The 20,810-nt window shown below is 75.1% G+C and carries 13 protein-coding genes; 11 read left to right on the forward strand and 2 right to left on the reverse strand.

Annotated elements, in window-relative coordinates; all coding sequences use genetic code 11:
- Positions 1–100: 100 nt before the first annotated feature.
- Both NDAS_RS10995 and NDAS_RS11000 read right to left on the reverse strand, forming a co-directional pair.
- Positions 101–802: a pentapeptide repeat-containing protein gene (locus NDAS_RS10995; protein WP_041553137.1), complete on the reverse strand. Its 702-nt coding sequence runs from the start codon at positions 800–802 to the stop codon at positions 101–103.
- 119 nt (positions 803–921) lie between these two features.
- Positions 922–2,484, reverse strand: coding sequence for a PucR family transcriptional regulator (locus NDAS_RS11000; protein WP_013153252.1), 1,563 nt, complete (start codon positions 2,482–2,484; stop codon positions 922–924).
- 265 nt (positions 2,485–2,749) lie between these two features.
- Here NDAS_RS11000 and NDAS_RS11005 point away from each other — a divergent pair, with 265 nt between their 5' ends.
- From NDAS_RS11005 to NDAS_RS11055, 11 genes are all read left to right on the forward strand, one after another.
- Positions 2,750–3,619, forward strand: coding sequence for an FAD binding domain-containing protein (locus tag NDAS_RS11005; RefSeq protein WP_013153253.1), 870 nt, complete (start codon positions 2,750–2,752; stop codon positions 3,617–3,619).
- Positions 3,610–4,113, forward strand: coding sequence for a (2Fe-2S)-binding protein (locus NDAS_RS11010; RefSeq protein ID WP_013153254.1), 504 nt, complete (start codon positions 3,610–3,612; stop codon positions 4,111–4,113). The genes NDAS_RS11005 and NDAS_RS11010 overlap by 10 nt, the downstream gene beginning before the upstream one ends.
- A complete protein-coding gene (locus NDAS_RS11015; protein WP_013153255.1) occupies positions 4,110–5,471 on the forward strand; it encodes an 8-oxoguanine deaminase in 1,362 nt (453 codons plus the stop codon). The genes NDAS_RS11010 and NDAS_RS11015 overlap by 4 nt, the downstream gene beginning before the upstream one ends.
- The gene (locus NDAS_RS11020) at positions 5,471–7,903 is read left to right on the forward strand and encodes a xanthine dehydrogenase family protein molybdopterin-binding subunit (protein WP_013153256.1); all 2,433 of its coding nucleotides are present in this window, start codon (positions 5,471–5,473) and stop codon (positions 7,901–7,903) included. Before NDAS_RS11015 ends, NDAS_RS11020 begins: the two co-directional genes overlap by 1 nt.
- Before the next feature lie 199 nt (positions 7,904–8,102).
- Positions 8,103–9,545 (forward strand): NCS2 family permease, encoded by a 1,443-nt coding sequence (locus NDAS_RS11025; RefSeq protein WP_013153257.1) that lies wholly within the window; start codon positions 8,103–8,105, stop codon positions 9,543–9,545.
- Positions 9,546–9,759: 214 nt separating this feature from the next.
- The gene (locus NDAS_RS11030; RefSeq protein WP_013153258.1) at positions 9,760–12,408 is read left to right on the forward strand and encodes a molybdopterin-dependent oxidoreductase; all 2,649 of its coding nucleotides are present in this window, start codon (positions 9,760–9,762) and stop codon (positions 12,406–12,408) included.
- Positions 12,405–13,394, forward strand: coding sequence for an FAD binding domain-containing protein (locus NDAS_RS11035; protein ID WP_013153259.1), 990 nt, complete (start codon positions 12,405–12,407; stop codon positions 13,392–13,394). Before NDAS_RS11030 ends, NDAS_RS11035 begins: the two co-directional genes overlap by 4 nt.
- A gap of 683 nt (positions 13,395–14,077) precedes the next feature.
- Positions 14,078–14,857 (forward strand): phytanoyl-CoA dioxygenase family protein, encoded by a 780-nt coding sequence (locus tag NDAS_RS11040; RefSeq protein ID WP_049800301.1) that lies wholly within the window; start codon positions 14,078–14,080, stop codon positions 14,855–14,857.
- Between the two features lie 88 nt (positions 14,858–14,945).
- Positions 14,946–19,133, forward strand: coding sequence for a non-ribosomal peptide synthetase (locus NDAS_RS11045; RefSeq protein ID WP_013153261.1), 4,188 nt, complete (start codon positions 14,946–14,948; stop codon positions 19,131–19,133).
- A 48-nt stretch (positions 19,134–19,181) separates the two neighbouring features.
- Complete coding sequence (locus NDAS_RS11050) at positions 19,182–20,042, forward strand: TauD/TfdA family dioxygenase (protein ID WP_013153262.1); 861 nt, start codon at positions 19,182–19,184, stop codon at positions 20,040–20,042.
- Entirely contained in the window at positions 20,039–20,803 is a 765-nt protein-coding gene (locus NDAS_RS11055; protein ID WP_013153263.1) for an SDR family oxidoreductase, read from the forward strand. Before NDAS_RS11050 ends, NDAS_RS11055 begins: the two co-directional genes overlap by 4 nt.
- Positions 20,804–20,810: the final 7 nt, after the last annotated feature.

Below are 20,810 nucleotides of genomic sequence, written 5' to 3' on the forward strand. Positions count from 1 at the left end.
CGACGTAGATTCAAATATTCGGCCGACCCCTCACCGCGGTTCGGAGCACCTTGCGTCACGCCAGCCACGCTTTCGGTCAGCGCACCTTTGGCGAACGCTCCTACTCCATGACGGTGATGCCCAGGGCGGCCAGGATGGCGCCCGCCTGCACCGGACTGATGCCGGCCCCCCGCAGGTATCCGGCCTGCTCCAGGGTGGGCTCCCCCAGATCGGCGCCGCGCAGGTCGGCCCCCGCCAGCTTGACGTTGACCAGGTTCGCGCCGCGCAGCCGCGAGTCCCTCCACACCGTCTCACGCAGATCCGCGCTGGCCAGGTCGGCCTCGTCCATGCGCAGCCCCTCCAGGGTCTGCCCGCGCAGCACCAGGCCCTTGCAGCGGGCCAGCATGAGGTTGCAGTGCGCGAAGGTGTAGCCGATCCCCCGGAGCGAGTTCAGCGCGGCCCCGGTCATCCGGCAGCCGGTGAAGGCGGTGTCGGTGAGCAGGGCGCCCTGCCAGCGGGTGTTGGCCAGGTCCACCCGCTCGAACCTGGTCTCGGTGCACTCGGCGTGCGAGAACACCGCCCCCGAGGCACTGCCCCCGGTGAACACCGCGCCCTCCAGGACGGCCCGCTCCAGGCGGGCCCCGTCCAGGCGGCAGTCGCGGAAGACGGCGTCGACCAGGTCGGCGTCGCGCAGGTCCGCCTCGGTCAGGTCGCAGCGGGTGAACACGCGCGGTGCGTCCAGGGGCCGGGACAGCTGGTCGCGCAGGTCGGCGCCGTTCAGATCGGCGTCGGTGGTCTCGGGGAGAAGGAGGTCGGTACTCATCGCCAGCACCCTAGCGGTGACCCGTGACACGCGTGCTCCGGCGCGCCCGTCCCCCGACGCGGGCCGCCCGGTGCGCGTCGCTCCCCTCCCCCGCCCAGCGGCCCCTCCCCCGGCCGGAGTCAGTCCCGGAGCTTGAGCGCCAGGAACAGGTCCACCCGGTGCTCCAGGCTGCTCAGATCCCGTCCGGTCAGCTCCTCCACGCGGCCGATCCGGTACCGCAGCGTGTTGACGTGCACGTGCATCGTGGCGGCGCAGCGCTGCCAGGACCCCGAGTGGGCCAGGAACTGCTCCAGGGTCCGCACCAGCTCCGAGCGGTGGTCGCGGTCGTAGGCCAGCAGCGGGCCCAGCAGCCGCTCGCGGTAGGAGGACTGCACCTCCTCGGGGACCGAGGCCAGCAGCAGTTCGTGGGAGTCGATCTCGGCTCCGGCGATCACCCGGGACCGGCCGCCGCGCAGCTCGGCCAGGCGGCGGGCGTGGCGGGCCTCCACGGCGGCGCCGCGCAGGTCGGGCACGCCCCGCACCGCCGAACTGAGGCCGATGGCCAGCCGGTGGTCGAGCAGGCCGCCCTCCAGGACGCGGGCGCGGTGCAGCAGCGCGGAGCGGACCTCCTCGGCGCGTGCGCGGGCGTCGGTCCCGGCCACCGGGACGACGGCCAGGGCGTCCTCGTCGCCGGTGACGACGGCGCCGGGGCGGTCGGCGACCAGTTCCAAGAGCACGCGCCGGGCCAGGTCGGGCACGCGCGGCTCGGGCAGCATGACGGCGCTGACCACGACGTGGCTGCCCTGGCCGCCGGTCGGGTCGGTGCCGCGCAGGAGTTCGGTGACCTCGTCGAAGCGCTGGGCGGCCAGCAGCCGGGGCAGTCCCTCCAGGTGGCGGGCGTCGGTCAGGGCGCGCTCCTCGGCGCGGCTGCGGGCGAGCCCGGCGATGGAGACGAGTTCGGCCACCGACTCGTGCTCCTCCTCGGTCCAGGAGGCGTGGTCGCCCTCGCAGACCACCAGCCAGGTGGCCAGGGGGTGGGACTCGCGGGCCTGGACGGGCAGGAGCGTGAGGGCGCGGTCCTCCCGCTGGGGGGTGCGGACGGTGTGGGGCAGGGCGGGGCCGGTCAGGGCGCGGGCGGCGATCCACCCGCGCTCGTCCTCGGGCAGGGGCCCGCCGGAGGCGGCGATGTGGCGGCCGGTGCAGGACAGGACCCAGGCGGCCCGCCCGGTCTGCGCGGCGGCCTCGGCGAAGGCCCGGGGGAAGTCGGCCCCGGCGGCGACGTCGGCCATGAGGCGGCGGTGGCGGTCGCGGGTCTCGGCGATGGTGGTGAAGCGGTGCTGGGTCAGGGAGCGCAGCACCTCCTCGGTGACCGCGCCGAAGGAGGTCTCCGGGGGCACCTCCACCAGGGGCAGGTCGTGCTCGCGGCAGGCCTCCACCAGATCGGCGGGGACCTCGCCCAGGGCGGTCCCGGCGCCGACGGCGACCGCCCCGGCCCCGGCGACGGAGGCCACGAAGGTGCGCGAGTCCTCGGGGCGGGTGCGCCACATCATCCCGGTGAGGACGAACTCGCCGCCGCGCAGGTAGCGTGCGGGTTCGAGCAGGTCGGTGGTGTAGGCCCACCGCAGGGTGCGGTGCGCGTGCTCGGCCCCCGACAGGAATCTCAGGTGCAGCCGTGTGACCGCGAGCAGCTCGCTGATCCGCATGAACGTCCCTCTGTCGCTCGTGTGGGCGGCGGGCGCCCGGGGTGGTGAGGCGGTGGATGTTACTCCGGTGACGCCACTTGTAGGAAACGCCCAACGATAACCGTTCGTTCCGCGGCCACTTCATGTCATCACTTGCTGGTAGTGACCGCGCTCCCAGTGGTGTACTTCACAGCATCGGCGATACCCACCAGGGAAGACGCGACCGACAGACCGCGCCGGGCCGCGAGCGAGCGGCGGCACGACCATGGCGACAAGAGGACCGAGCATGGAGTTCCTGAGCCCCTCCACACTGGAGGAGGCCCTTGAGGCGAAGAGCGCCCTGCCCGAGGCGGTGCCCATCATGGGCGGTACCGACGTGATGGTGGAGCTCAACTTCGACAAGAGGCGGCCGCCCGCCCTGATCGACCTGACCCGGATCCCGGAACTGGCCGACTTCGGACCGGACGGGGAGCACACCCGCCTGGGCGCGGGCGTGTCCTACACCAAGGTGATCGAGCACCTGTCGGAGCGGGCCCCCGCCCTGGCCAGGGCCTCGCGTTCGGTGGCCTCCCCGCAGATCCGCAACCGCGGCACCGTGGGCGGCAACCTGGGCGGCGCCTCTCCGGCCGGGGAGTCCCACCCGCCGCTGCTGGCCACCGACGCGGTCATCGAGCTGGCGTCGGTGCGGGGCAGGCGCCGGGTGCCCGCCCGCGAGTTCTACCTGTCGCTGCGCACGACCGCGCGCCGGGCCGACGAACTGATCACGGCGGTGCTGCTGCCCGAGCCGACCGGCCCCCAGCAGTTCGCCAAGATCGGCACGCGCAACGCGATGGTCATCGCGGTGACCTCCTTCTCCCTGGCCCTGGACACCGAGCGCCGGGTGGTGGGGACGGGCGTGGGCTCGGCCGGCCCCACGCCGCTGCGCGCGGAGGCCGCCGAGAAGTTCCTGGCGGCGGAGTTCGACTGGGAGGACGGCCGCCCGCTCGCGGAGCCGGTCGTGCGCGAGTTCGGCGCGCTGGTGGCCGCGGCCGCCCGCCCCATCGACGACCAGCGGGGCAGCGCCGAGTACCGCAGGCACGCGCTGTCGGTGATGGCGCGCCGCGCACTGAGCTGGTCGGTCACCGACTACCGGAAGGGAGCCACGCGATGCGCGTGAGTTTCAGGGTCAACGGCGAGGACGTCACCGCCGACGACGTGTGGGCGGGCGAGAGCCTGCTGTACGTGCTGCGTGAGCGGCTGGGGCTGCCGGGCAGCAAGAACGCCTGCGAGCAGGGCGAGTGCGGCTCGTGCACGGTCTACTTCGACGGCGTGACGGCGTGTTCGTGCATGATCGCCGCCGGGCAGGCGCAGGGGCGCGAGGTGCGCACCGTGGAGGGCCTGTCCGGGGGCGGGGGGGCCGAGCGCGAGCTGGGCACGGTGCAGGAGGCCTTCGTGGAGGCGGGCGCGGTGCAGTGCGGGTTCTGCACGCCGGGTCTGCTGGTGCAGACCGACGACCTGCTGGAGCGCACGGTGGGCGCGGGGCTGCCCGCTCCGGAGGACGCCGAGATCCGTGAGGCGCTGGCGGGCAACCTGTGCCGGTGCACCGGGTACGAGAAGATCCTCGACGCGGTGCGTCTGGCCGCCTCGCGGCGGATCGGGAGCGGCACGTGAACGCGGCGGAGGGCTTCGTCATCGAGGGCGCCCACGTGGTGACCGTGGACGGCGCGGAGTACGCCGACGGCCACGTGGCGGTGCGCGCGGGTCGCATCTCGGCGGTGGGCGCGGGACCGGCCCCCGGGGCCGAGGGGCTCCAGCGCGTGGACGGGCGCGGGTGCCTGGTCACGCCGGGTCTGGTCAACACGCACAACCACCTCTACCAGTGGGCGACGCAGGGGCTGTTCGCCGACGGCACGCTCTTCGAGTGGCTGGTGGGCTCCTACGAGATCTGGGGCCGTCTGGACGCCGACGTGGTGTCGGGGACGACCTCGGCCGGTCTGGCCCACCTGGCGCTGTCGGGGTGCACGACCGCCTCCGACCACCACTACGTCCATCCTTCGGGCCGCGGCGACGTCGTGGCCGCCGAGGTGGAGGCCGCCCGCGAGGTGGGCGTGCGCCTGGACCTGGCCCGCGGGTCGATGGACCGGGGGCGGAGCCAGGGCGGTCTGCCGCCGGACGCCGTGGTGGAGTCGCTGGATCAGGCCCTGGCGGGCACCGCCGAGGCCGTCGACGCCCACCACGACACCGCGCCCGACGCGATGACGCGGGTGGCGGTGGCCCCGTGCTCGCCGTTCTCGGTCTCGCGCGAGCTGATGGTGGAGAGCGCGGCGCTGGCCCGGGACCGGGGGGTGCGGCTGCACACCCACCTGGCCGAGACGCTCGACGAGGAGGAGCAGTGCCTGGAGGAGTTCGGGTGCACCCCCGTGGAGTACGCCGAGAAGCTCGGCTGGCTGGGCCCTGACGTGTGGTTCGCGCACGCCGTGCACCTGTCGGACGCGGCGATCGGGCGGATCGCGGCCACGGGCACCGGGGTGGCGCACTGCCCCACCTCCAACGCCCGCCTGGGCGCGGGGATCTGCCGGGTGCCCGAGCTGCTGGAGGCGGGCGTGCCGGTGGGTCTGGGCGTGGACGGCCCGGCCTCCAGCGAGCTGACGCCGCTGGCCGGTGAGATGCACCAGGCGCTGTTGATGGCCCGCGCCCGCAGGGGCCCCAAGGCGCTCAGCGCCCGCCAGGCGCTGGAGATGGCCACCCTGGGCGGCGCCCGGGTACTGGGCCGCGACGCCGAGCTGGGCTCCCTGGCGGTGGGCAAGCTGGCCGACATCGCCCTGTGGCGGGTGGACGGGTTCGGCTACGACGTGATCGGGGACCCGGTGGTGGCGGCGGTCTTCGGCCCCACCCCGCCCCTGGAGCGGCTCTGGGTCGGCGGGAACACCGTCGTCGACCGCGGTGAGCTGCGCACCCTGTCCGCGGAGACCGCCGCCGCGCGCGGCCGTGCGGCGCACCGCACCCTGACCCAGGAGGTGAGCCGCTGATGGCGGCGACGACCCGTACCGTGACGGAGCTGAGCAGCACGACCAGGGACGGGGTGGGCTCCAGCCCGCGCCGCCCCGACGGAACCCTGAAGGTCACCGGCGAGTTCGCCTACTCCTCGGACATGTGGATGGAGGACATGCTGTGGGGGGCGACCCTGCGCAGCCCCCACCCGCACGCCGAGATCCGCGGCATCGACGTCACCGAGGCGCTGAAGGTGCCCGGGGTGCACGCGGTGCTCACCCACGAGGACGTGCCCGGGAACAAGCGCTACGGGCTGGAGTACCAGGACCAGCCGGTGCTGGCCTTCGGCAAGGTGCGCTACAAGGGCGAGGCGGTGGCGATCGTGGCCGCCGACCACCCCGAGACCGCCCGGCGGGCGATGGAGCGCGTCCGCGTGGACTACGCGGTGCTGGAGCCGATCAGCGACCCCCGGCGGGCCGCGCTGGACCCCGACTGCCCGCCGGTGCACGAGCCGGGCACGGTCCCCGACCACCCCGAGTACAACCCGCGCGGCAACCGGCTGCGCTACCAGCCGGTGCGCACCGGCGCGTTCGCCGCCGTGGCGGGCTCGGCCGAGCGCGAGGGCGAGGTCCTGGAGCGGCTGCGCGCCGAGGCCCACGCGGTGGTGGCCTCCGAGTACGAGGTCGGTATGCAGGACCAGGCCTTCCTGGGCCCGGAGTCGGGTATGGCCGTTCCGGCCGAGGACGGCGGGGTGGACCTGTACGTGGCCACGCAGTGGCTGCACGTGGACCAGCGCCAGATCGCCCCGGCGCTGGGGCTGCCCGAGGACAAGGTGCGGCTGACCCTGGCCGGGGTGGGCGGGGCCTTCGGCGCCCGCGAGGACCTGTCGATGCAGATCCACGCGGCCCTGCTGGCGCTGCGCACGGGCAGGCCGGTCAAGTTCGTGTACAACCGCGAGGAGTCCTTCTACGGGCACGTGCACCGGCACCCGGCCAGGATGCGCTACGAGCACGGGGCGCGCGCGGACGGCACGCTGCTCTACGCCACGGCGGAGATCATCGTGGACGGCGGCGCGTACGCGTCGGCGACCCCCGCGGTGGTGGGTGTGGCCTCCTCCCTGGGCATCGGCCCCTACGAGGTGGAGAACGCGCTGGTGGACGCCTACGGGGTGTACACCAACAACCCTCCGTGCGGCGCGATGCGCGGGTTCGGCGCGGTGCAGGCCTGCTTCGCCTACGAGTCGCAGATGGACCGGCTCGCCGAGGAGCTGGGCATGCACCCGGTGGACCTGCGGATCAGGAACGCCATGTCGCAGGGCTCGCGGATCATCACGGGCCAGGAGATCGACATGCCGCTGCCGATGGCGGAGATGCTGGAGCGCTGCCGCGCCCTGCCGATGCCGCCCGAGCGCGACGCGCTGGCCGACCCCGCCGACCAGCGCACCCTGCCGGGCGGGGTGGCGGGCACCACGCGCGGCGAGGGCGTGGTGCGCGGTGTGGGCTACGGCCTGGGGCTGAAGAACCTGTGCTTCTCGGAGGGGTTCGACGACTACTCCACCGCGCGGGTGCGACTGGAGGTCGTGGGCGGCGAGCCGGTGGTGCTGGTGCACACGGCGGCGGCCGAGGTCGGCCAGGGCCTGGTGACGGTCAAGGGGCAGATCGCCCGGACCGAACTGGGCGTGGAGAGGGTGGTCATCGCCCCCGCCGACACCCGGGTCGGCTCGGCGGGCTCCTCCTCGGCCTCGCGGCAGTCGTACATGACCGGCGGCGCGGTCATGACGGCGTGCGCGTCGGTGCGCGCCGAGGTGTTCGCGCTGGCCCGCGAGCGCGGGATCGTGCCCGAGGCGCTGCCCGACACCGACCTGTCCCTGGACGGGGGCAAGCTGGTGTCGGCCACGGTCGGCGCGCTGGTGTCCCTGGCGGACCTGCTGGGGGAGTCGGCGCGCGGCGGCACGGTGGTCGAGCACACCCGCGAGTACCACCACCGGCCCACCGAGATGCTCGACCCCAAGCTGGGCCAGGGTTCCTCTCACAACCAGTTCGGGATGTGCGTGCACCGGGCCGTGGTGGACGTGGACGTGGAGCTGGGCCTGGTGAAGGTGGTCGCGCTCGACGCGGTGCAGGACGTGGGCCGGGTGCTGCACCCCCAGCAGCTGGCGGGGCAGATCCAGGGCGGCTCCACGCAGGGACTGGGCCTGGCGCTGATGGAGGAGGTACAGGTCAAGGACGGGGAGATCCGCAACCCCTCGTTCACCGACTACCTCATCCCCACCATCCTGGACACTCCGCCGATGCGCATCGACGTGCTGGAGCGGCCCGACCCGCACGCGCCCTACGGGCTGCGTGGCGCGGGTGAGCCGCCGACGCTGTCCTCGACCCCGGCCATCGTGGCCGCGGTGCGCGCGGCCACCGGCAGGGCCCTGACCCACGCTCCGGTGCGCCCGGAGGACATCGTGGGCATCGACCTGTAGCCGCGACCGGGCGACGCGGTCCCCCGCCGCGCCGCCCCCATGAACCGCCCGCCCCGGCCTCGTCGGCGCCCCGGCACCGGGGCGGGTGCCCTACGGCAGGACGGCGCCGTCCTGCGCACACCCTCGATTGAACACGAAGAGTTACAACCCCCCTACACATGGCGATGCCCGCCATGCTCATCTCCCTCCAGGAGGGGACATGACCCGACTCAAGGACTCCGGCCCGCACACGGGGGCGCGGAAGCCCACGGCTCGATCCTGGCTCGACCGCTTCTTCTTCGTCAGCGAGCGCGGATCCACCTTCGGGCGCGAGGTCCGCGGCGGACTGACCACCTTCATGGCGATGGCCTACATCATCGTCCTGAACCCGATCATCCTCAGCGGCGTCTCCGACGTGAACGGCGACGTCCTGTCGGCGGGCCAGCTGACCACCATGACCGCCCTGTCCGCCGGGCTGGTCACGATCATGATGGGGGTGGTCGGCCGGGCGCCGATCGCCTGCGCCGCGGCCCTGGGGGTGATGGCGGTCGTGGCCTACCAGGCCGCGCCCGTGATGGCCTGGCCCGAGGTGATGGGCCTGGTCGTGTGGCAGGGCGTGGCCATCATCCTCATGGTGGTGACCGGCGTGCGGACCGCGGTGATGAACGCGCTGCCGCACGACCTCAAGATGGCCATCGGCGTGGGCATCGGCCTGTTCGTGGCCCTCATCGGGCTGGACAACGCGGGCTTCGTCAGCGCCGGGGAGGGCGGCGGCCTGCTCCAGATCGGCGCGGCCGGGGCCGGCGGCCACCTCGACGGATGGCCGATCCTGGTCTTCGTGTGCGGCCTGGTGCTGGCCAGCGTCCTGCTGGTGCGCGGGGTGCCCGGCGCGATCTTCTACGGCATCGTCGGCGCGACGGTCCTGGCGATCGCCGTGCACTACGCGGCGGGCCTGGACTCCCGGGACTGGGGCGGGGCCAGCCCCGAGCTGCCCGGCAACCCGTTCGCGGCCCCCGATTTCGGCCTGCTGCTGCGGGTGGACATGTTCGGCGCCTGGACCTCGGCCGGTGCGACCACGGCGGGCGTCATCCTGTTCACCCTGGTGCTGGCCGGGTTCTTCGACGCCCTGGGCACCATCCTGGCCATCGGCACCAAGGCCGACATCGCCGACGCCGACGGGCACATGCCCCGGGTCAACCAGATCCTGGTGACCGACGGCGCGGGCGCCGTGGCCGGGGGTCTGACCAGCTCCTCGGCGACGCTGGTGTTCGTGGAGTCCACGGCGGGGGTGAGCGAGGGCGCCCGGACCGGTCTGGCGAGCGTGGTGACGGGGCTGTTCTTCCTCGCGGCGATCTTCCTGGCCCCGGTGTTCGGCGTGGTCCCGGCGCAGGCCGCGGCGGTGGCGATGGTGCTGGTGGGCGCCATGATGATGATGCACATCAGGGAGATCGACTGGTCGGACGTCGCCGTGGCGATCCCGGCCTTCCTGACCATCGCGATGATGCCGTTCACCTTCGACATCGCCAGCGGGATCGGCATCGGGATCATCTCCTACACGCTGGTCAGGTCGGCCCAGGGGCGCGTGCGCGACGTGGGCTGGCTGATGTGGGCGCTCTCGGCCGTGTTCGCGTTCCACTTCTCCATGCACGCGCTGGGGCTTTGAGCCGGATCCGCCACGGGGAGGCCGGGCCGCCGAGGGGCGGCCCGGCCTCCCCCTTTTTTTCGCCGTGGACCGGCCGGGGCCGCGCGTGCCCGGAGCAGCCACGGAGCCGCCAGGGCCGGAAGTCGCGGCCGCGCGGGGCCCGGTGGCTCGTTGACAGCGTTCGACGCCGCCCCTAAGTTGACAATGTCAACTTCACATCGAGGGAAGCCACCCCATGAATGTTCGAGTCAACGGCGTCTCCTCCCCCGCCCCCGACTCCCCCGACACCACGGCGGCCGAGCACATCCGCGACCGCCTCGGCCTGACCGGCACCAAGATCGCCTGCGGGACCGGGGTCTGCGGCGCCTGCACCGTCCTGGTGGAGGGCGCGCCCACCGCCTCGTGCCTGCTGCCCGCCGACCGGCTGGAGGACCGCGAGGTCACCACCGTGGAGGGCCTGGGCGGCGACCACCCCGTACAGCGCGCCTTCGCCGCCCACGACGGGATGCAGTGCGGCTACTGCACGCCCGGGTTCGTGGTGGAGGCCTCCGCCTTCGTCGACTCCTGGCGCGCCGAGCACGGCGACGTCCGCCCCGGCCGCGACCGCGTGGCCGACGCCCTGGCCGGGCACCTGTGCCGCTGCGGCGCCTACGAGGGGATCTTCGCCGCCGTGGACGCCGCCTGCGCGGGTGAGTTCGACACCGAACCCGAGCAGGCGCCGCCGCGCGCGGACGCCCTGGCCAAGGTCACCGGCCGGGCCCGCTTCAGCGCCGACCTGGCCCCCGAGGGCACCTGGGAGGGGGTGATCGTGCGCTCGGCCCACGCCCACGCGCGGGTGCGCGCCGTCGACCCCGGCGGAGCGCGGAGCGCGGCCGCCCGCCGCCCCGGGCCCGGACAGCCCGTGGACCCGAACCCGGTCTTCACCGACCTGCTGGGCGAGGAGCGCACGGTGCGCTACGTCGGCCAGCCCATCGCCGCCGTGGCCGCGCCCACCGCGGCCCTGGCCCGCGCCGCCGCCCGTGCCGTGCGGGTGGACTACGAACCCCTGCCCTCCGTGCTCGGTGTCGAGGAGGCGCGCGCGCAGGACGCCCCGCGTGTCTACCCCACGCGCGCCGAGCGCCAGGCCGCCCCCTCCAACGCCGAGGGCCCCGGCCTCCCGGGCCGCTGGGACGGCAACACGCGCGGTCCCACCACCGTCGGCTGGCGCGGCGCGACCGCGGTGCGGCGCCTGCGCACGGCCGCCGAACGCCGGGATCCGCGCCTGGTGGCCCAGGAGTACACCACCGCCGTGCAGGTGCACAGCCCGCTGGAACCCCACGTGTGCGTGGCCTCCTGGGACCGCGACGGCTCGCTGACCCTGCGCGCGTCCACCCAGGCGGTGTCCAAGGTCGCCCAGAAGGCCGCCGAGCGCTGGAAGCTGTCGCCCGAGCGGGTGCACGTGCTCAGCGAGTACGTCGGCGGCGGATTCGGCGCCAAGGCCGGCCTGTCGGTCGACATGGTCGCCGCGACCGAACTGTCCCGGCTGGCCCACGCCCCGGTGCGCGTGTCCTTCGACCGCGCCGAGGAGCTCACCGACGCCGGGCACCGCCCCGGAACCCGCACCCGGGTGGCGCTGCTGGCCGACGACTCCGGGGACCTGGCGGCGCTGACCGTGGACTCCCACGGTGACGGCGGCGTCTCGGTGGGCTCCACCACGGCCGTCTTCGGGCTGTTGATGTACGGGCGCTCGCCGCGCCGGGCCCGCGACTTCGACGTGGTCACCCACCGCCCGCCGGGGGCGCCCATGCGCGCCCCCGGCGGTGCCCCGATGTCCTGGGCCGTGGAGCAGGCCGTGGACACGATGGCCCACCGGCTGGGCGAGGACCCCCTGTCCCTGCGCCGCCGGTGGGACGGCAACCACAGGCGCCGGGCGCTGTACGAACGGGCCGCCGCCCTGGAGCTGTGGCGCGAGCGCCCGCGCGGTGCCCGCACCGGCCGGTTCCGGCGCGGGGTCGGCGTCGCCGCCTCCAACTGGCTCTACCTCATGGGCCCGAGCGCGAAGGTCGAGTTGTCGGTCCGCGACGGCGCGGTGGTGGTGCGCTCCGCCACCCAGGACATCGGCACCGGGATCCGCACGGTCCTGGGCGAGGTGGTCGCCGAGCGGCTGGGGATGTCCGCCGCCGACGTGCGCGTGGAGATCGGTGACAGCTCCTCGGTGCACGGCACCGGTTCCTTCGGCAGCCGCACCACCACCTCGATGGGCCCCGCCGCCGCCGACGCAGCCGACCGGCTCCGCGCCGAGCTGCGCGAACGCGAGCCGGGGGTTCCCGCCTCGGGGCCCATCCCCGAGCACGCCCTCAAGGACGCCCTGGCCGCCGCCGAGGGGGTGCGGGTGGTCGGTGAGAGGGGCCGGGACCGCCGGGGCGCGCTCACCCCGAACATGGACGACCTGGCCGTGGGCCGGGGCATGACCGGCGCCGTGCACGTGATGGAGGTGGAGGTGGACACCCTGCTGGGCCGGGTGCGCCCCACCCGCTGCTGGGCGGGGCTGGCGGTGGGCCGCGTGTACGCCGAGCGGCTGGCCCGCAACCAGGCCGAGGGCGCCGTGGTGCAGGGCGTGGGGTACGCGCTCTTCGAGGAGCGCCGACACGACCCGGCAACCGGGGTGGTGCTCACCGACAACCTGGAGGACTACCGGCTCCCGGGGATGGGCGACGTCCCCGAGACCGAGGTGCACTTCCACCAGGAGGGCTTCGAGCACGCCGCGGGCGCGGGGGTGGGCCTGGGCGAGATCTCCCTGGTGGGCGTGGCCGCGTCCGTGGCCAACGCCGTGCACGACGCCACCGGCTGGCGCCCCCTGGACCTGCCCATCCGCCCGGACCGACTGCTGGAGGGACTGCGTTGACCGCGACCACACGCCCCGCGGGGCTGGAGGAGGCCCTGACCCGGCTGGAGGGCACGGGCGCCCGTCCGCGCGCCGGGGGCACCGACCTGACGGCGTGCCTGGCCTCGGGGGTCCTGGAGCCCGCGCCCGTGGTCGACCTGACCGGGGTGCGCGAACTGCGCGGGGTGGAGTGGCGCCCCGACGGCTCGGCCCGGGTGGGCGCGCTGACCGGCGTCGCCGAGCTGTCCGCGGACCCCGCGCTGGCGGCGGCCTATCCGGCGCTGGCGGCCACGGCGCGGGCGCTGGCCACGCCGCAGGTGCGCAACGCCGCGACGCTGGGCGGCAACCTGCTCCAGCGCAACCGGTGCTGGTACCTGCGCAACCCGGCCTTCGACTGCTTCCAGACGGGCGGGGACTCCTGCCCGGCGCGTGGGGGCGACCACCTGTACGGGGTGGTCGTGGACCGGGGCCCGTGCGCGGCCCCGCACCCGTCCTCGCTGGCGGTGGCGCTGCTGGCCCACGACGCGTCGGTGCTGGTGGCGGGCGGGGGGCGGACCGAGATGGCGGTGGCCGACCTCTACGACGCCGCCGACCCGACCCGCGACCACGTGCTGGAGCCCGGCCGGGTACTGGTGTCGGTCGGGCTGCCGGTCCCGACCGCGGGTGAGCGGTCCGCCTACCGCCGTGCCACCGGGCGCTCGCGCGCGGAGTGGCCGCTGGTGGAGGCGGTGGTACGCCTGGCCCTGGCGGACGGGGGGTCAGGGCCGGTGACCTCGGCGGCGGTGGCCGTGGGCGGGGTGGCCCGCACCCCGCTGCGGCTGCCGGAGGTGGAGGCCGCCCTGGTGGGCGCGCGTACGGGCCGGGCGCTGGACGGGGGCGTGGTCGAGGCGCTGGAGGGACTGGCCGACCTGTGCTCCCCGCTGCCCGCGACCGGGTACAAGGTGGAGCTGCTGGGCGCCACCGTGCGCGACGCCCTGGAGCGGGCCCTGGACGCCCCGGGCGACTGAGTCCCCGGACGGCTGAGGCCCCGGATCGGACGTACGGCCCCGTTCCCGCACGACGCGGGGCGGGGCCGACGCCGTGTCCGGGACACACGCTTTTCGGATACGGATCCCTTCCAGGAAGACCATCCCTGCCGCGCACTTCGCGCATAAGGGATCACCGGGGAAATCCGTCGCCCCCGACCGCGACGAACACACGGGGGGCGCACGCGTCCGATGACGGCGCGCCCTCCGAGGAAAATCGCATTCCCCCCATTTTCCGGAGAACCGGGCACCTCTTCTTTTCCCTCACGACCCAGAAGGGAGAAAGGGGACAAAAATACATTTTGGCTCCGCTTTCCACACCAGCAACAACAGGGGGCAGCAGCGCCCGCAAACCGCCGTGAACAGCGCTGACACACTCCCCCACACCTCCCACGACCCTCGCGCGCGCACGTGTTCGCACATCCCCCACGGGATTCTTTTCCGACCTTCTTGACACAGAAGGGAACGGATGCAAAATTGATGCAGTCGGACCACGGAACACCGCCCTCCCGCGGAAATACCTCGCCATTACCCCAGCGCCCGGTCGGCGGGAAACGAGAACGCCCTCCCACCCCCGGAACAGGACCAGCACGGCGATCCCCACGACGACCCGGCAGTCGTCCACCACCGAAGCGCGAATCACGGGTGACACTTTGACGCATGCGTTGTCCCAGGACGTGTCCGCGGCCGAGCGACGAGAGCGCTTCGCCGAGTCGGGGTACCTCGTCCTCCCCGGCCTCCTGCCCGAGAACCTCCTCCACCGGCTCCTCCCCGAGGTGGACCGCTGGGTGGACGAGGGGCTGCGCGACCGCTCGATAGCCGCCTGCCTCGACCCGGAGGGGGGCGACCCCCGCCCGGCCCTGGAACTGGAGCTGCCCGCCCACGGCGAACTCCTCACCCACCGCCCGCTGCTGGAGGTGATCGCGGAGCTGCTGGAGGCGCCCTTCGTCTTCCACCACCTGCACAGCGCCAGGCACGACCCGGACACCGGGGGCAAGCCCTGGCACCACGACAACGAGCCCAACGACCTCGGGGACCCGGGCCTGATCATGGTGCACGCCCTGCACTACCCGGCGGGCCTGGACGAGAGCATGGGGAGTCTGGCCGTCCTGCCCGGGTCCCACCGTGAGGAGGCGGACAAGACCGCCCGCGCCCACCTGGGCACCTCGGAGCTGCCGGGCGAGGCCGTCCTCGACCGGCTCCCGCCCGGTTCGACCGTCCTGCTCAACTCGGCGCTGTTCCACGCGCGCAGGCCCGCCCCGCGGACAACCCGCCGCCCCCGCTACTTCGTCGACGCCTCCTACTGCCAGACCGGCGCCCGGTGGCGCCCGGTCAAGCCCTACTGGCGGCACATGCTCACCCGCGCCCGCGAACTCGGCCTCGACCGGGGCGGATGGCCGGAGCTGTTCTCACCTCGGCACTTCACCGACTACACCCCGGTATGAGGCTCCGGAGCCGGTCCCGGGCCCGACGGTGACGGACGCCCCCGCCACGGGGCCGCGCGAACCAGACAGCGGAGACGGAGCGGAGACGATGACGCACGTGTTGCGATCCACCCCCACACTGCCCGACATGCTCACGGAGGGGAGTCGGGCGCACCCGCTCCGTACGGCGCTGACCGACGGCGTGCGCTCCCTCAGCTACCGCGACCTCGACGCCGCCGCCGAACGGGTCGCCGCCCGCCTGGCCGCACGGGGCCTGGGCCGCGGCGACCGGGTGGCCCTGCTCGGGCCGCGCGACGCCCGGCTGTGCGCGCTCCTGCACGGGGTCCTGCGCTCGGGCGCGGCCGCGGTCGTGGTCGACCCGGAGTGGAGCGCCGCCGACGTCGCCGCGCGTCTGGACGACGTCGCGGTCGCCCACGCGCTCACCGCCGACCCGGACACGCGTGCTCCCGGTGAGCGCGACACCGAGGTCGTGGACCCCCAGACCCCGGCGGCGACCGCCCCCGCCCCCCGCCGCGTCCCGGGCCCGGCCTCCGACCCGGCCTACCTCTCCTTCACCTCGGGTTCGAGCGGGCGGCCCAAGGCCGTCACGGTCACCCACGCCAACGCGGCGCACTACGCTCTGGCGCTGCGCGACCGCCTCGGCCTCACCCGCGCCGACGCCCCGGTGTTCGCGCACGTGACCACCCTGGCGGCGGACCTGGGCCACACCTCCTGGCTGCTCGCCCTGGCCACCGGGGGCCGTGTGCACGTCGTCCCCGACCGCGCAGCCCGGGACCCGCGGGCCCTCTGGGACTCCCTGCGCCGGGCCCGGGTCTCGGTGCTCAAGACGACCCCTTCCCACATGGCCGCACTGGTGGAGGAGCGTCCCTCCGCGCAGGAGCCGCTGCACACCCTGCTGCTGGGGGGCGAGGCGCTGCCCCGGTCGCTGGCCTCGGACCTGCTGGAGGGCGGTGTCGCGCACCGGGTGGTCAACCACTACGGGCCGACCGAGACGACCATCGGCGCCACCTGCCTCGTCGCCCGCTCACGCGCCGACCTGCCCGGCGACGAGCCGACGGTCCCCATCGGCGCCCCGATCGGCGGGGCGCGGCTGCACCTGCTGGACGCCGAGGGGCGGGAGGTCCCCGACGGCGCCGAGGGCGAACTCCTCATCGGCGGGCCCGGGGTCACGGCGGGCTACTTCGGTCGCCCCGAGGAGACCGCGCGCCGCTTCGTCGGCCGGGGCGGGGAGCGGGTGTACCGGACCGGCGACGTGTGCCGCCGCCGCCCGGACGGCGACCTGGTCTTCGTCGGCCGCACCGACCGCGAGGTCAAGGTGCGGGGGTACCGCGTGGACCCGGTGGGGGTCGAGCGGGTGATCGAGGGGTTCCCGGGGGTGGGGCGGTCCGCCGTGCTGGCCCGGGAGACGCCCGCGGGGACCGCCCTGGTGGCCGCCGTGCGCCCGACCGGCGCGCGGGAGGAGGCGGAGCTGCTCGACGCGCTGCGCGCCCACCTGCGCGAGCGGCTGCCCGGGTACGCGGTGCCCCAGCCCGTGGTCGCCCTGGACGCGTTCCCCACCGGCCCCAACGGCAAGCTCGACCGCGCGCGCCTGGCCGAGGCCGTGAACGCGGCCCTGGACGCGCGGGCCCGCCGCACCGCCCCGGACGGGCCGGACCCGGACGCACGGCCGCTGGTCCGCGCCATCGCCGAACTGTGGGCGGGCGCGCTCGGACTGCCCTCCGTCGGCCCGGGCGCCGACGTGCTCGAACTCGGCGGGGACTCCCTCCTGGCCATGCGCACGGTGGCGTTCCTGCGCCGGTCCGGTCTGCGCGTGGCCTTCGAGGACTTCTACCGCCACCCCACGCCCGAACTCCTGGCCTCGGCCGCCCGCCCCGACGCGGGGGACCCGGCCGAGCGCGCACCGCACCCGGAGCACGCCCGGGCGCTGGCCCCCGCCCAGCGCTGGCTGCTGCGGCAGCCCCTGGCCGACACGCGCCACTGGAACCAGTCCGTCCTGCTGCGCTGCGCGGCGCCCGTGAACGCCCCGGCCCTGTCCGCGGCCGTGGGGGCCGTCCTGGAACGGCACCCGGCCCTGCGCACCCCCGTCGGCCCGGGCGGCCCCGGGCGTCCGCGTCCCGCGCGGGACCTGCACGCGGTGTCCTTCTCGCGGCTGCCCGGGGAGCCCGGCCGCGCTACGGGGGTGATCGGCGGCGCGTGCACCGAACTGCACCGGGGTCTGGACCCGGACTCCGGGCTCCTGCTGCGCGCGCACCTGTTCACCGACCACCCCGACGGCGGGGACCGGCTCGCGGTGATCGCCCACCACCTGGCCGTGGACGGCCTCTCCTGGCGGATCCTGCTGGACGACCTCGCGCACGCCTACCGGTCGGCGCTGTCCGGGAAGGAGGAGTGCCTGCCCCCCACGGCCGACTTCTACCGGTGGGCGGCCCGGACCCCGCGCCCACCCGAGGCTCCCGAGACCGCGGCCCCGCCCCGGGGCGGGGCCGCGCCCGAGCGGGCACGGCCGACGGCCCTGGTCTGGGGCCTGGACGGGGCGGCCACCGACCGGCTCGTGCACCGCCACGGGCACGGCCAGGACCTGGAGGCGTTCCTGCTGGCGGCCTTCGCCGACGCCGTGCTGGGCCGCGGCGGGCACGCCCGGCTGGAGGTGGAGGTGGAGACGCACGGGCGCGACACCAGCGACGCGGGGCACGCCTACATGGACACCGTCGGCTGGTTCACCGCCGCGAAGCGGGTCGGACTCGACCGCGCCGACGGCGGCCCGGCCCTGCGGGCGCGGGCGGTCCGGCGCCTCCTGCGCGAGGCGCCCGAGCTGCCGATGGACTCCCCCGGGCCCAGGCCCGAGGCGGGGTTCAACTTCCTGGGGACGTTCCGGCCGCCCGGAGACCCCTCCCTCGGCTGGACCGTGGCCCCCGAACAGGCCGGGAACGCCCGCTGCTCCGGGGGCGACCCCCTCCAGCGCCTCCGGCTCACCACCCGCGTCGTCGAGGGCAGGCTGGTGGCCGACCTGGTGTACGCCTGGCCCGACCTGTCCCACGAGGACGCGGCGGGCGTCCTCTCCGGCTTCGGCCGCCGCGTCGCGGCCGAGGCCCTGGCGAAGCCCCCGGCGCACAGCAGGTCGCCGGTGTCGACCTCGGGGCAGCCGATGCTCCACGGGGCTCCCCACCACGGCGCGGCCGTGCGGGTGCTCCGCGAACCCGCGCGGGTCCTGCTCACCGGCGCCACCGGCTACCTCGGCACGCACCTGCTCGGCGCGCTCCTGGAGCGGGGGGCGGAGGTCACCTGCCTGGTGCGCGCCGACAGCGACGCCGACGCCGTCCGGCGGGTCGGCGCCGGGTCGGGCGGCGTCGACGCCGTGGCCGGAGACGTCACCCGGGAGGGCCTGGGCCTGTCCGGGGACGGGCTGCGCCGCGTCAGGGGGGTCCACGCCGTCGTCCACGCCGCGGCGGACGTGCGCCTGGTGGCGCCGCCCGACGAACTCGAACGCGTCAATGCGACCGCGGTCCGCGCCCTGGTGTCCTGGATCGACGCCGAGGTCCCCGGGGCGCGCCTGCACCACCTGTCGACCCTGGCCGTGTGCGGCGGCGTCGAGGGGCCCGCGCGCCGCTTCAGCGAGGCCGACCTGCGCATCGGACAGAGCTTTCGCACCCCCTACGAGAGGACCAAGTTCGCGGCCGAGGAGATCGTCCGCTCCTGGGCCGCCTCGGGCCGCCAGTGCTACGTCCACCGCAGCGGCCACATCGCCGCGCACAGCCGTACCGGGGCGTTCCAGAGCAACGTCTCGGACAACCGGGTCTACCAGCTCGTGCGCGGTTACGTCCTGGCCGGGGCGGCGCCCAGGCGCCCGTCGACCTCCTTCGTCTTCTCCCACGTGGACACGGTGGCGGCGGGGATCGCGGCGATCGCCACGCACCCGTGCGCCGTGCCCGGCGCCTACCACGTCGAGTCGCCCCACCAGGTCCCCCACGACGAACTCGTGGCCTGGCTCGCCCGGCACGGCTACCCGGTCGCGCTGACCGGCGACGAGGCGTTCGCCGCGGCGCTGGCCCGGGCCGAGCCCGACCACCCGACGGAGATCCGCCTGGCGTCGGCGTGGTCGCAGCTGGAGGAGCGCAACGTCGTCGTCGACGGTTCGCGCACCGTGTCCCTGCTCGACCGCGCCGGTGTGCGCTTCGCGGCCCCCACCCCCCGGTGGTGGTCCGCGGCCCTGGGGTGGGCGGCCCGGACAGGTTTCCTGCCCCCGGTCGCCGTCCAGGACGGCGCCACCGCCCGCTGAACGCTTCGCGGCACTCCCCGCGAACCCGCCTGACGAAGGGAACGACCCATGTCCGATGACACCGTGACCGACCTGGGATGGAACACCGAGGTCCTGGAGGAGCGGCGCCCGCTCTGGTCGCTGCCGCTGGAGAAGGAGGACACGCGGCTGCTTGCGGAGGCCGCGGCGGCCGACAGCTGGGACGGCGCCGAGGAGGTGCGCGACAGGCTCCGCGCCTTCGCCGTCGAGAGCGTGCGCTCGGTGGGGTTCGCGCACGTGCGCGGCCTGGTCTCCCCCGACGCGCCCTACGCCGTGAGCGAGGCGGTCATGCGGTTCGTGCTGCGCGAGCTGGGCGAGGTCATCCCGCAGAACGCCAAGGGCGACCTGACCCACGTGCTCCGCGACCAGGACGGCGACGGGGCCACCGAGCTGGGCTTCCACTGCGACACCTGCGACGTGCTCGTCCTGCTCTGCCTCCAGCCCGCGGTGGACGGCGGGGGCGACACCAAGCTCGCCAGCGCGCGGACGGTGCGCGAGACGGTGGCGGGCGAGCGCCCCGACGTGCTCGCCACGCTGGAGCGGGACTGGACCTTCGACCGGACCGGCCGCGCCGGTCAGCAGGTCGTCGTCTCGCCGATCCTCTTCGTCCAGGAGGACGGCTCCGTGGGCTGCTACTACCAGCCCCGCACGGTGCGGACCTCGCCCGAACGGGGCGGGCCGCCCCTGAGCGAGGAGCAGTGGGAGGCCCTGGGCTTCCTGGACGAGGTCCTCTACCGGCCCGAGATCGCCTTCCGCCTGCGCCTGGAGGCGGGCGAGCTGCTGCTCATCCGCAACAACCGGGTCATGCACGGGCGCTCGCCCTACGTGGACGTGCCCGGTCCGCGGGCCCGCCGCGTGCTCAGGGCCTGGATGAGCACGGAGGTGCTGTGACCCCCCGTCCGCGCGGCGGCGGGGTCGCCGTGGTCACCGGCGGCGGGAGCGGGCTGGGCCGGGCGGGCGCCCTGGCCCTGCTCGCGGACGGGTGGTCGGTCGCGGTGGCCGGACGGCGCGCGGGCGCGCTCGAGGAGACCCTGGCCCTGGCGGGGGCGGACGCGGACCGGATGGCGGCCGTCCCGACCGACATCAGGGACCCCGACGGGGTCGCGTCGCTCTTCGCGGCCGTGCGCGAGCGCTTCGGCCGGGTGGACCTGCTGTTCAACAACGCGGGCGCGGCCGTGCCGCGCAGGCCGGTCGAGGACATGCCCCTGGACGACTGGGACAGGGTGGTGGGCACCGTCGCCACCGGAGCCTTCCTGTGCTCGCGCGAGGCCTTCCGGGTGATGCGGGACCAGTCGCCGCGGGGTGGGCGCATCATCAACAACGGCGCCCCGTCGGCCCACGTGCCGCGGCCGTACACCATCGCCTACACCGCGGCCAAGCACGCCCTGCTGGGGATGACGCGCGCCCTGGCTCTGGACGGGCGCAGGTACGGGATCGCCTGCGGGCAGATCGACGTGGGCAACGTGGCGCCGGTGGACGGGGGGCCGCAGCCCGCGGCGGTCCAGGCGGACGGGACGAGGGCCGTGGAGCCGGTGATCCCGGTGGAGCGGTTCACCGAGTCGCTGACGCTGATGGCGTCGATGCCCCTGGACGCCAACGTCCAGTTCCTCACCGTCCTGCCGACCGCGATGCCCTTCGTCGGGCGGGGGTGAGGGGCCG

The organism is Nocardiopsis dassonvillei subsp. dassonvillei DSM 43111 (assembly GCF_000092985.1).
Taxonomy (GTDB): domain Bacteria; phylum Actinomycetota; class Actinomycetes; order Streptosporangiales; family Streptosporangiaceae; genus Nocardiopsis; species Nocardiopsis dassonvillei.

Excerpts from the sequence above, each read along its gene's own strand:
- NDAS_RS11020 (WP_013153256.1), top strand. The coding sequence starts at position 5,471 with ATGGCGGCGACGACCCGTACCGTGACGGAGCTGAGCAGCACGACCAGG.
- NDAS_RS11000 (WP_013153252.1), bottom strand. The coding sequence starts at position 2,484 with ATGCGGATCAGCGAGCTGCTCGCGGTCACACGGCTGCACCTGAGATTC.
- NDAS_RS11005 (WP_013153253.1), top strand. The coding sequence starts at position 2,750 with ATGGAGTTCCTGAGCCCCTCCACACTGGAGGAGGCCCTTGAGGCGAAG.
- NDAS_RS11010 (WP_013153254.1), top strand. The coding sequence starts at position 3,610 with ATGCGCGTGAGTTTCAGGGTCAACGGCGAGGACGTCACCGCCGACGAC.
- NDAS_RS11050 (WP_013153262.1), top strand. The coding sequence starts at position 19,182 with ATGTCCGATGACACCGTGACCGACCTGGGATGGAACACCGAGGTCCTG.
- NDAS_RS10995 (WP_041553137.1), bottom strand. The coding sequence starts at position 802 with ATGAGTACCGACCTCCTTCTCCCCGAGACCACCGACGCCGATCTGAAC.
- NDAS_RS11045 (WP_013153261.1), top strand. The coding sequence starts at position 14,946 with ATGACGCACGTGTTGCGATCCACCCCCACACTGCCCGACATGCTCACG.
- NDAS_RS11030 (WP_013153258.1), top strand. The coding sequence starts at position 9,760 with ATGAATGTTCGAGTCAACGGCGTCTCCTCCCCCGCCCCCGACTCCCCC.
- NDAS_RS11025 (WP_013153257.1), top strand. The coding sequence starts at position 8,103 with ATGACCCGACTCAAGGACTCCGGCCCGCACACGGGGGCGCGGAAGCCC.